Origin of the sequence: Streptomyces sp. NPDC048254, assembly GCF_043201895.1 — a bacterium.
In the GTDB taxonomy this organism is placed as follows: domain Bacteria; phylum Actinomycetota; class Actinomycetes; order Streptomycetales; family Streptomycetaceae; genus Streptomyces.
Genome location: NZ_JBICZJ010000023.1, coordinates 97775 through 109442 on the forward strand (window position 1 = coordinate 97775; position 11668 = coordinate 109442).

Sequence of the window (11668 nt, forward strand, 5' to 3'; positions counted from 1 at the left end):
ACTACTCCGCCTTCCTCAGCAGCATCGCCCCGGACGGCACTCCCCCGCCCGCCGTCACCACCGCGACCCGGGCGTCGTCGACCTGGCGCCCGTGCGCGTCGCCGCGCAGTTGCAGCATGGCCTCGCGGACGAAGCCGTAGCCATGCAGACGGCCGGCCGAGAGCTGGCCGCCGTGCGGGTTCAGCGGGAGGTCGCCGTCCAGGGCGATGGTCTTGCCGCCGGCGATGAAGTCGGTCGCCTCGCCCGGTCGGCAGAAGCCGAGGCCCTCGATCCAGGACAGGGCGTTGAAGGTGAACCCGTCGTAGAGAAGCGCCACGTCGACATCGGCGAGGGTGAGGCCGGTGCGGGTCCACAGATGGGCGGAGGGCCCCAGGGACTGGGGCGTCCGGGTCAGGGTGTCCTGGTCCCAGCTGAGCCGTTCGAGGACGGCCGTCCCGACGGACTCGACCAGTACGGGCGGGCGGGGGCGATCGTACGCCGTCTCGATCGCCGACACCACGACGGCCACCGCTCCGTCGCACGGGACGTCGCAGTCGTAGAGGCCGAACGGGGTCGTGATCATACGGGCGTCGAAGTAGTCGTCGAGCGTCAGCGGGTCGCGGTGCACGGCTTCGGGGTTGCGGGCGGCGCCCGCCCGGGCGGTGACGGCGATCGCGCCGAGGGCCTCGCGGCCGACGCCGTAACGGTGCATGTAGTGCGAGGCGTTGCAACCGATCCACTGGGCGGCCGACATGGCTCCGAAGGGCGCACGGAACTCGAACATGCCGGTGGCGCGAGCACCGGAGGTCTCCCACCGGCCGGACCGGACCATGGCGGCGTGGGAGGACTCCCAGACCGTACGGAAGCACAGCACATGGCGGCACAGGCCGGCCGCAACCGCCAGCATGCCCGCGGTGATCGAGCCGATCTGGCCCGGCACCTCACCCGCGCCGTTGACCCAGGTGGGGCTCAGTTGCAGGGCCTCGGTGAGGGCGGTGACGCCGCCTTCGCTCATGCCGTCGGGGCGTGGGCCGGGGTACGTGGAGAGCCCGTCGACGTCGTCGAGATCGAGCCCCGCGTCCGCGACCGCGGCCAGGCAGGCGTCGACGGTCAGGGACAGCGGATCGACCATCAGGCGGCGGCCCACTCGTGACTGCCCCACGCCGGTGAGCGCGACCCTGTCCTCGTACTTCCGCGGGGAGGCCATGGGGCGTGCCCGGACTTCGCGTGGTTCGGGCAGGGGGCCTTCGGTGGTTTCCGGGTCCGGCTCGAACAGGGGGATGTACACGTCCTCTTCGAGCTGCTCGAAGAGGACGCGCACCCGCATGCCGACACGTACCTCGTCCGGGTCGCAGCCCACGATGTTCGTGGTGAGCCGCGCCCGGTCGTCCTCGGCGAGTGCGACCACGGCGACGACGTACGGCGGCGGGAACTTCGGCAGCCAGGTCTGGTGGTTGACGCTGAAGCCGACGACCACCGCCTCTCCCGAGACGGGGGCGAGTGCCACGGCACGGCTGCGGCACGAGGGGCACGCCGGCAGCGGCGGGTGGAAGTGGCGGTCGCAGTCCGCGCAGTGCGGGATCCTGAGCACCCCGTCGGCGCCCGACCGCCAGAACTCGGCGCTGGCGAGCGTGGGTTGGGGCAGGGGCCGGGTCATCGCACCAGCTCGATGATGGTGGCGTTCGCGGTGCCGCCGCCCTCGCACATGGTCTGGAGTCCGTAGCGGAGATCCTCGCGCCGCATCCGGGCCAGCAGGCGTGTCATCAAGATGGCGCCGGAGCCGCCGAGCGGGTGGCCGACCGCGATGGCCCCTCCCAGCGGGTTGAGCCGCTCGGGGTCGGCGCCGGTCTCGGCCAGCCAGGCCAACGGCACCGGTGCGAAGGCCTCGTTGACCTCGTACACGCCGATGTCGTCGATGGAGAGTCCGCAGCGGCGCAGCACCTTCTCGGTCGCGGGGATCGGGCCGAGCAGCATCGTGATCGGGTCCGCGCCGCTGACCGCTCCGGAGTGGTAGCGGGCGATGGGGGTCAGGCCCAGTTCGCGGGCGCGCTCCGGGGTGGTGATGAGCAGGGCGGCCGCGCCGTCGGAGATCTGGGAGGAGTTCCCGGCGTGGATCACGCCGTCCTCCTTGAACGACGGCTTGAGACCGGCGAGTTTCTCCACCGAGGTGCCGCGTCGCAGCCCCTCGTCCACGGCGAACTTGGTGCCGTCGACCTCGATCGGCACGACGTGGTCGTCGAAGGCGCCGGCGTCGATCGCCGCGGCGGCCTTGGCATGCGACTCGGAGGCGAACTCGTCGAGTCGTGTACGGCTCAACCCCCAGCGTTCGGCGATGAGTTCGGCGCCGACGCCCTGGCTGAACTCGAAGCCGTCGTAGCGGGCGATCGCGGCGGGGCCGTACGGCTGACCGGTGGTCCGGTGCGAGCCGAGCGGCACCCGGCTCATGGTCTCGACGCCGCCCGCGACCACGAGGTCGTACTGGCCCGCCATGACGGCGTGCGCGGCCTGGTCGACCGCCTGCTGGCTGGAGCCGCAGGCCCGGTTGACCGTGACGGCCGGGACGTGTTCGGGCCAGCCGGCGGCGAGCACCGCGAACCGGCCGACGTTGCTGGACTGGTCGCCGATCTGGGTGACACAACCCCAGATCACGTCGTCCACGGTGCCGGGGTCGATGCCGGTGCGCTCGGCGAGGGCCTTCAGCACCTCGGCCGACAGATCCGCCGCGTGCACCGGGGCGAGCGAGCCGTTGCGCTTGCCGATGGGTGTGCGTACGGCGTCCACGATGACGGCGTCTCGCATGACAACTCCTTGGTCGGTCAGGTCATTCGGAAAACCGCACACCCAAGTCGCGGAACACGGCCTCGGTGTCGGCACCGACCGTCGGTGCCGTACGCCCCGCGCTCGACGGGGTCGCCGAGAACCGGGGCGCGGCGGCGGGCTGGACCACGCCGTCGCGGGTGAACAGGCTGCCGCGCGCGGCGAGATGCGGGTGGGCGGCCGCCTCCGTGAGGGTCAGGACGGGCGCCACGCAGGCGTCGGTGCCCTCGAAGACCGCCGCCCACTCGTCCCGGGTGCGCTCCGCGAACCGCTTCGTCAGCAGCTGCCGCAGCTCCGGCCAGGCCGAGCGGTCGTGCTGCCGGTCCGGGTCCACGTCCAGGCCGAGCAGCTCCACCAGGCTCCGGTAGAACTTGCGCTCCAGCGCGCCGACGGCCACATGGCGGCCGTCCCTGGTCTCGTACACGGCGTAGAAGGGCCAGCCGCCGTCGAAGCGGTTGACGCCCCGTTCGTCGCTCCACTCGTCGCGCGCGAGCTTGGCGAAGGTGCTGGCGAGGAGGTGGGCGGTGCCGTCGACGATGGCCGCGTCGACGACCTGACCGTGCCCGGTGCGGGCGGCCGCGTGCAGGGCGGCCAGTACACCGATCACCAGGTAGCAGCCGCCGCCTCCGAAGTCGCCGACGAGGTTCAGCGGGATCTGCGGCGGGCCGTCCGGGTCGCCGATGGCACCGAGCGCGCCGGTCAGCGCGATGTAGGTGATGTCGTGACCGGCCGCGGCCGCGAGGGGTCCGTCCTGGCCCCAGCCGGTCATCCGGCCGTACACGAGACGGGGGTTGCGGGCCAGGCAGTCGTGCGGGCCGATGCCGAGGCGTTCGGTGACGCCGGGGCGGAACCCCTCGATCAACACGTCGGAGCGCTCGACGAGTTGGAGGAGGGCGGCGGTCGCGACCGGGTCCTTCAGGTCGAGTACGACCGACCGCTTGCCCCGGTTGAGTACGTCCGCCGGGCCCCCCGCGTCCGGTTCGTCCGCCCGCCCGGGCCGGTCCACGCGGACGACCTCCGCGCCGAGGTCGGCCAGGAGCATCCCGGCGAACGGTCCCGGTCCGATGCCGCCGAGTTCGACGACACGGCAGCCGGCGAGAGGTCCTGCCGGGACGGTCGGCGCCCCGTCGCTCGCGGCTCCCGCCGTCACGGTCAACGCCCCTTCCAGACCGGCGCCCGCTTCTCCGCGAAGGCCGCCGCCCCTTCCCGGGCGTCCTGCGACCGGAACACCGGCTCGGCGATGTCGAACTGCCTGCCCCACGCCTCGTCCAGGGTCCAGTCGGCGGTGGAGCGGGCGACCTCCTTGGTCGCCGCGACCGCCAGGGGGCCGTTCCTCGCGATGGTCCCGGCGAGTTCGAGTGCGCCGTCGAGAGCCCCGCCCTCGTCGGTGACCCGGTTGACCAGACCGTACGCGGCAGCTCGCTCGGCGTCGATCGGCTGACCGGTGAGCAGCAGCTCCAGGGCGATGGCGTACGGGATCCGGCGCGGCAGATGGAGAGCGGCACCCGCCCGCGCGACCAGCGACCGGGTCACCTCCGGCACGCCGAGCCGTGCCGTGCGGGCGGCCACGACGAGATCGCAGGCCAGCAGGAGTTCGAAGCCGCCGGCCAGGGCCCAGCCCTCGACCGCGGCGATCAGTGGCTTGCGGGGCGGGGTCATACTGATCCCGCACAGGCCGCGGCCCTCGATGGCGGGCGTCTCGCCCTTCAGCCACGCCTTGAGGTCCATGCCCGCCGAGAAGGTGCCGCCCGCCCCGGTCAGGACACCCACCCGCAGCTCGTCCGACTCGTCGAGCTCGTCCACCGCGGCCGCGACTCCGGCGGCCACTCCGGCGTCCAACGCGTTCTTCTTCGCCGGGCGGTTGATCGTGATGACCTGGACCGCGCCGCGGCGTTCCACCAGCACCTCGTCGGACACGCCTACCTCCTCGAATCGTGCGATTGATCGCCGGTCACGGCGAATTGGGCCAGTTCATGGGCGACCATGCCGTCCAGGTCGTCCGCGGGCGGTGCCGGGAGTTCGACGGCGCGGTCGCGGGTCGGCAGGAGGACGACGGCCGTACCGGGGGTGGTGACCTCGCCCCGCTGGTTCTCGCACCGCACCTCGATGTGCACCTCGGCCCGCCCGTCCACCTGCCGTTTGTCGACGACCGTGCCGTGCACCCAGGTGGTGTCGCCGTGGTAGTTGAACTTCCGGTGCTCGCAGCGGAGTTTCCACAGCCAGCCGTCGTCGCCGATCCAGTCGGTGAGCAGATGGCACAGCCAGGTCTCGCGCATGCCCCCGTAGTCGTAGGGGCCGGGCAGGCCCAACTCCCTTGCCCGTTCCGGCTCCCAGTGCAGGCGCTGCACGGTGTCGGGGACGTTCAGCGGGTTCGGCGGGTAGAGGCCGGGCGCCTTGCGCCGGACCTTCGCGGCGATCCCGAACGCGCCGGGCGGGGTGAGCTGCATGCCCCAGCCCAGGTGCCAGACGACCACGTCGGTGGTGGTCAGCGGCCCCTTCACCCGGGGTTGGAGCTCCTCGCCGATCTCGACGTCCTCCCAGTACCGCGGCTGGGCACCGCGGCGGCTCTCGGCCGCGTACGCCGCGTCGATCTCGGCGAGCTGGCCGGGCGTGTAGGGCGGTTGGGCGAGTTGTTCCTTGGCCCGCTTCTTCGAGGTGTGCCGCTCGGCGTTGATCCACGTGCCGCGCCTGAGGGCGTGCATCTCGCCGCGCCCGTTGGCGTAGAGGTAGTCACGGACCACATGCGCGGTGCGCCCGCCGAAGCGGCTGGGCTTGAGGTGCACGCCCACCTGGGCCTGCAACACCCGACAGCGGTCGCCGAGTTGGAGCGGGCGCCACCACTCGAACTCCATGACCGCCTGGTAGGACCCGAGTCCGGCGAAGGGGTCGCCCTTCAGCAGCGCCTTGGTCTCCGGGTCCGGAGCGGGGGCAGCGTCCTCGCCCATCGTGTACAGGAAGGTGGGCGGGGCGACGAGCGAGCCCCAGCGGGTGCCGGACGCGTGGTCCGGGTCGCAGTAGAGGGGGTTGTCGTCGCCGTAGCCGTACGCGAAGTGGCGTACGCCGTCCCAGGTCACTTCGTAGTTGTGCGGGGGGTTGCGCTGGGGCTGCGGGACGCCGAGGCGGCGGCGGGAGCGCTCGACGGCCTCGTCGGTGAGCACGCCGAAGCGCTCGTCGGTGGTCGTCATCGCTGGTTCTCCCTGGTGAGTCCGGCACGGACCAGTTCGAGGAATTCGACGCGGCTCACCTTGCTCGACGGGGTTCGGGGCAGAGCGTCCAGGACGACGATGTGCACCGGGACCTCGTACGGGGTGAGCCGGCCGCGGCAGAGGGCCACGAGCTCGGCGATCTCCGGAGTGGGCTGGTCCGGCTCGACCTCCACCGCCGCGACCGGCACCTCGCCCAGCCGCGCGTCCGGCAACCCCGCCACGGCCGCCTCCCGCACGGCCGGGTGCGTCTCCAGCACACGTTTGACCGTCTCGGGCTGCACCTTGAAGCCGCCGCGGATGATGGCGTCGTCCGCGCGCCCCTCGATCCAGACGAACAGGTCGGCGTCGATCCGCGCCAGATCGCTGGTGCGCACCCACGCCCGGCCGCCCCGGGTGCTCTGCTCGGTGCGCACCTCCAGCCGGCCGGTCCTGCCGACAGGCTGCTCGGCTCCGTCCTCGCCGGTCACGCGCAGTTCGACTCCGTCGAAGGCGCGCCCGGCGCTGCCCGCCTTGCGCTGCCACCACCGCTCGTGCAGCGGCAGCGTCCACCCGACCACCGCTCCGGCGAACTCCGTGGCCCCGTAGGTCATCAGGACGGGGATGCCGTACGTCCGGAAGAACCCGTCGGCCAGTTCGGCCGGGCAGGGCGCGGTGCCGGAGGTGATGACCTGCAGGCTCGCCAGCCGCTCCTTCGGCACGGCCGCGTCGAGCACGGCGCGGATGGCCGCCGGCACCAGGCTCGCCGCCCGCAGCCGGTGCCGTTCCACCACGCTCACCCACGGTTCGACGGCGAACTTCGGCATCAGCAGCATGCGGCGCCCGGTCGCCAGGCAGGCGAGCGCCCGCCACAGCCCGCCGATGTGCACGAGCGGTGTGGCCACGAGCGCCGCCGACCGCGACAGGAGCCGGTCCGGCTTCGGGGTCTGACCGCCGGAGACGAGCGCCTGGTCGAGCTGGCCGGTGCGCAGGTGGACGCGTTTCGGGGGGCCGGTGGTGCCGGAGGTGAGCATCTCCACCACGACTCCGGGGTTGGCCGGCGCCGCGACGGACGGTGTGCCGCCCGCGGGGCGCAGGGTGCCGTCCGTGCCCAGCTCCAGGGCCGCTCCATGCGCGGTCACCGTGGCCAGGACGCCCTCGCGGGCGAGGGCGTCGGCGCCACAGACGACGACGGGCAGCTCACAGCCTGCGATGTCGGCGGCGAGCCGCGCGGCCGGCTGCAAGGGGCTCAGCATCACCAGGCAGCGTCCGGAGGCGATCACCGCGGCGACCACGGCGACGTGCTCGGGCCGGTTCTCGAGTACGACACCGACGCGGGCGCCGTCCGGCAGGCCCGCCGCGTCCAGCGCCTCGCCGACCTGCCGGGCGGTCTCCTGGACCTGCCCCCATGTCCACCACTCGCCGTCGTGCTCGATCGCCTCGGCGTCGGCGGCCGCTTCGGCCAGCAGCCGGGACAGGCGGTCGCGAATTCCCACGTGCTCAGCCTTCTTTCGCCGTGGCTACAGAGATTCCGACCAGGTCGGCCAGCCGCCCCCGGTGTGTCGCCGGGCTGCCGAAGAGCTGCTCGGACGACTTCGCGCGCTTGAGGTGGAGGTGCGCGTCGTGCTCCCACGTGTAGCCGATGCCGCCGTGGATCTGGATGTTCTCCTTGGCCGCGTGGGTGAAGGCGTCCGCGCAGTAGGCCGCGGCGAGGGCCGCCGACACCGGCAGATCACCCGCGCCTTCAGCCGCGGCGGTCATCGCGTGGTACGCCGCCGACCGGGCGCCCTCGACTTTCAGCAGCATGTCCGCGCACTTGTGCTTGACCGCCTGGAAGGACCCGATGGGGCGGCCGAACTGCACCCGCACCTTCGCGTATTCCACGGCCGCGTCCAGACAGGCCTGCGCCCCGCCGACCTGTTCGGCGGCCAGTGCCACGACCGCGAGGTCGAGCACCGTGCGCAGATACGCGGTGGCGTCCCCCTCCGGGCCGACCCGCAGCGCCGGGGCGCCGTCGAGGTCGATGCGCGCCAGCCGCCGCGTGGGGTCGAGCGTCTCCAGGCGGGTGCGGGTCACTCCGCTCGCGCCGCTGTCGACGGCGAACAGTGCGGGGCCGGTGTCGCCGCGGGCCACGACGAGGAGCAGGTCGGCGCTGTGACCGTCGACGACGAACATCTTCGTGCCCGACACCCGCCAGTGGCCGGCGCCGTCGGCACGGACGGCCTCGGCCGCCACGTCCTCGACGTTCCACGACCCGCTCTCCTCGGCCAGCGCCAGCGTGCCGGTCAGCGAGCCGTCTGCGATCGCGGGCAGCCAGCGTGCCTTCGCCGTGTCGTCGCCGGACGCGGCGAGGGCCTGTCCGGCGAGGGCCACGGTGGAGAAGTAGGGCGACGGCAGCAGCACCCGGCCGAGTTCCTCCAGGACGATCCCCAACTCGACGGGCCCGCCGCCGAAACCGCCGTACTCCTGTGGCAACGCCAGTCCGTGCAGGCCGAGTTGACCGGCCATCCGCTGCCACAGCCGTGGATCGTGGCCCTCGTCGGACTCCATCCAGCGGCGCACTGCCTCGCTCGGAGCCTTGTCGGCCAGGAAGCGGCGCAGGGTCGCGCGGAGTTCGTCCTGTTCCTCGGTGAACGTCAGTGCCACGTCGGCGCCTTCGAGCGGAGGTAGGCGTCGAAGTCGGGGATCCGGGCGCGGTCGACGATCTCGATCCGTACGCCGGAAGGATCCAGGTGGTAGGCGAAGACCGACGGGGCGCCGTCGACGATCGCGCACGCCTCCAGGGGGAATCCCGCCTCCTCGAGCCGCTTGGAGGTCGTCGGGACGTCGTCGCAGAAGTAGCCGAGGTGGTGGGTCGCGATGCGTTCGGCCGCGGTCCAGGGGGTTCCCGGGACCTCCTGGACGAGTTCGATGTGCGGTGCGTCGAGCGAGTACGCGTACCTCAGTCGCAGTGCGCGGTCGCCGTCGGCCAGGCGGGCCTGTAGGTCGCCGGTCATGGTCTCGGTCCAGCGGTAGCCGGCGATCTCGGCCATCCGGGACTTCCACGCCTCGATGTCCGGGACCACGATCCCGGTGTGGTAGAGATCCGTCGCGCTGAGAGGAGGGGTCATTCCCGGTCACCACTCCAGACGCAGCGACTTGATGCCGTACATGTTTCCGTGCTGCCACAGCTCCTGGCCGGGGGCGACCCGGTAGTCGGAGATCCGCCGGTGCCACTCCTCGACCGCCACGTTGAGTTCGAGGCGGGCCAGGTGGGAGCCGAGGCAACGGTGCGGGCCCGAGCCGAACGCGATGTGGTTGGTGGCCTTGCGGTGCAGGTCCACCTCCAACGGGTTGTCGTACCGCTCGGGGTCGCGGTTGGTGACCGCGAGCGGGAGCATCACCATCTCGCCCGACTTGACCGGGCAGCCGCCGATCTCGACGTCCTTGGTCGCCTTGCGGGCCGGGACGACGAACGAGTAGACGCGGAGGATCTCCTCGACCGCGGTCGGGATGAGGGAGGGGTCGGCGAGGATCTCCGCCCGTTGCTCGGGATGCGTGGCGAAGTGGTAGAGCGCCCAGCCGATGGAGATGGGGACGGTGTCGAAGCCCGCCTGGAACATCAGGATGCAGAAGGCGTGCATGTCCCGGTCGTCGATCGGCTCGCCGTCGATCGTCCAGGCCATGGCGTGGGAGAGCAGATCGTCGCGCGGTGTCTTGCGGCGCAGCGCGATCTGTTCCTCGAAGTAGGCCGACACCTCCCGCATGGCGGTCATCTGCCGGGCACCGTCCGGGTCCTCGCCGTGGGAGAGGTGCAGCAGCTCGTGGGTCCACCCGAGGAAGGTGGGCAGGTCCTCCTCGGGCAGGCCCATCAGGCGCATGAAGATCAGGGTGGGGAAGCGGCGCGCGAACTCGTCGAGCACGTCGGCGCCGTCGCGGCCCCTGAGCTCGTCGATCATCACCCCCGCGACCTGGCGGACCTCCGGCTCCCGGGCGGCGACGGTGCTCGGGGAGAAGTAGCGGCCGAGGAGGCGGCGCCACACGGAGTGCGTGGGCGGGTCCAGCATCTCGGGGATCCACAGGAACTTCGGGTCCGGTTCGAGCGCGGTCACCGACTTGTTGGAGAAGGTCCGCCAGTCCTGGAGCGCCTCCTGTACCGCCGGGCCGTCCGTGACGACCCAGTAGCCGCGGGCCATGGTGCTGCGGAAACCGGAGTGGCTGCCGGCCATCTCGTCCCAGCGCTCCTGATGGCTGAGGACCGGGCCGCCGAGCCGGTTGTCGAAGTGGTAGGCGGGCAGGTCGTCGTACGTTCCGTCGGGTTCGAGCGTCGTACTCATCACGGCTCCTTTCTCGAACGTCCGCCAGGTCTCGTGCGTCCGTCGGGTTTGTCGTACGTCCATCAGGGTTTGTCCTACGTCCGTCAGGGTTCTCGTACGTCCGTCAGGTCGCCGCGCCGTCGATCTTGAGGGCGATCAGCTCGTCCTCGCTCAGGCCGAGGGAGCGCAGAATCTCGTCGGTGTGTTCCGCGAACTGGGGTGCTCGGGTCAGTCCGGCCGGGGTCTCGTCGAACTGGACGGGGTTCGTGACCAGTTCGCGGTCGACGCCGTCGGCGTCCACGACCGGGGCGATCAGACCGTTGGCACGCAGGGACGGATCCTGGCCGACCTCCCAGGCGTTCTGTACGGCCGCCCACTGGCCCTCGCCCCGGGAGAGGATCTCGACCCACTCCGCATAGGGGCGGGAGGCGAGGAGACCGGCTACGATCCCGGCGGCCTCGGCGGCGTTCGCCATCAGCTTCTCGGTGCTGTCGAAGCGTTCGTCGGCGCCGAGCTCCTCACGGCCCGCCAGCTTGCAGAACTCCGCCCAGTACCGGCCGGGTTGCAGCATCGACAGTTCGATCCAGCGGCCGTCCGAGGTGCGGTAGGCGCCGACGAGCGGATTGGTGGCCGAGCCGTACCGGGGCTGGGTCTTGACCGGGAGCGGGCCGCCGGCCATCAGCGCCATGTTGACCGTGAACTGCGTGGCCCAGGCACCGACCCCCACCAATGACACGTCCACGACGGAGGGTTCACCGGTCGTGGAGCGGGAGAAGAGGGCGGCGGCGATGCCGCCCGCGATGGTCATGCCGCCCATCGCGTCGCCGTAGGCGCCGGCCGGCATCCGGGTCATCCGGTCCGCGTCGGGCGGGGTGACACCGGCGGCGCTTCCGCCGCGCGCCCAGAACGCCGTGCTGTCGTAGCCGCCCTTGCCCGCTTCCTCGCCCCGGACACCGAAGCCGCTGCCGCGGACGTAGATGATGTCGGGGTTGATCGCCCGGACGTCTTCCACGTCGATCCGCAGCTTCGCCCGCGCCTCGGGCAGGAAGTTCGTGAGGAACACGTCGCTGTTGCGGATCAGTTCCTCCAGCACCGGGCGGGCGGAAGGCTTCTCCAGCGCGAGGCCGACGCTGCGTTTCCCGCGGTTGGGTCCCTCCATGATCGGGAAGAACGACGACCCCTTGCTGACGGCCTCGTACCCGAGCACCCGGACCAGCCCGCGCTGGGCGTCCCCGCGTTCGGCGTGCTCGATCTTGATCACATCGGCACCCCAGTCGGCGAGCACGGCACCCGCCGCCGGGACGAAGGTGAACTGGGCGACTTCGAGCACCCGCACGCCCTCCATGGGCCTCTGCATCGGACCAACTCCTCCGCGGCTCAACTTGCTATTGCGCA

General features: G+C 71.9%; 10 protein-coding genes. All 10 read right to left on the minus strand.

Annotated features, from left to right (window positions below; translation table 11 throughout):
• Position 1 precedes the first annotated feature (1 nt).
• The 10 genes from ACGFZQ_RS43880 to ACGFZQ_RS43925 all read right to left on the minus strand — a co-directional run bounded on the left by ACGFZQ_RS43880 (position 2) and on the right by ACGFZQ_RS43925 (position 11630).
• Positions 2–1636: an OB-fold domain-containing protein gene (locus ACGFZQ_RS43880; RefSeq protein ID WP_393845159.1), complete on the minus strand. Its 1635-nt coding sequence runs from the start codon at positions 1634–1636 to the stop codon at positions 2–4.
• Positions 1633–2778, minus strand: coding sequence for a thiolase family protein (locus ACGFZQ_RS43885; protein ID WP_393845160.1), 1146 nt, complete (start codon positions 2776–2778; stop codon positions 1633–1635). Before ACGFZQ_RS43885 ends, ACGFZQ_RS43880 begins: the two co-directional genes overlap by 4 nt.
• Before the next feature lie 22 nt (positions 2779–2800).
• Complete coding sequence (locus ACGFZQ_RS43890; protein ID WP_393845161.1) at positions 2801–3946, minus strand: CaiB/BaiF CoA transferase family protein; 1146 nt, start codon at positions 3944–3946, stop codon at positions 2801–2803.
• A gap of 2 nt (positions 3947–3948) precedes the next feature.
• Positions 3949–4713 carry a crotonase/enoyl-CoA hydratase family protein gene (locus tag ACGFZQ_RS43895; protein WP_393845162.1) on the minus strand — a complete coding sequence of 255 codons (765 nt, stop codon included), beginning with the start codon at positions 4711–4713 and terminating at the stop codon, positions 3949–3951.
• A gap of 2 nt (positions 4714–4715) precedes the next feature.
• A complete protein-coding gene (locus ACGFZQ_RS43900; protein ID WP_393845163.1) occupies positions 4716–5981 on the minus strand; it encodes a MaoC family dehydratase N-terminal domain-containing protein in 1266 nt (421 codons plus the stop codon).
• Entirely contained in the window at positions 5978–7474 is a 1497-nt protein-coding gene (locus ACGFZQ_RS43905; protein ID WP_393845164.1) for a class I adenylate-forming enzyme family protein, read from the minus strand. The genes ACGFZQ_RS43900 and ACGFZQ_RS43905 overlap by 4 nt, the downstream gene beginning before the upstream one ends.
• A gap of 4 nt (positions 7475–7478) precedes the next feature.
• On the minus strand, positions 7479–8624 hold the full coding sequence (locus tag ACGFZQ_RS43910) for an acyl-CoA dehydrogenase family protein (protein ID WP_393845165.1): 1146 nt from the start codon (positions 8622–8624) through the stop codon (positions 7479–7481).
• Positions 8615–9088 (minus strand): VOC family protein, encoded by a 474-nt coding sequence (locus ACGFZQ_RS43915; protein ID WP_393845166.1) that lies wholly within the window; start codon positions 9086–9088, stop codon positions 8615–8617. Before ACGFZQ_RS43915 ends, ACGFZQ_RS43910 begins: the two co-directional genes overlap by 10 nt.
• 6 nt (positions 9089–9094) lie before the next feature.
• Positions 9095–10294: a cytochrome P450 gene (locus ACGFZQ_RS43920; RefSeq protein ID WP_393845167.1), complete on the minus strand. Its 1200-nt coding sequence runs from the start codon at positions 10292–10294 to the stop codon at positions 9095–9097.
• 103 nt (positions 10295–10397) lie between these two features.
• On the minus strand, positions 10398–11630 hold the full coding sequence (locus ACGFZQ_RS43925; RefSeq protein ID WP_393845168.1) for a CaiB/BaiF CoA transferase family protein: 1233 nt from the start codon (positions 11628–11630) through the stop codon (positions 10398–10400).
• Positions 11631–11668: the final 38 nt, after the last annotated feature.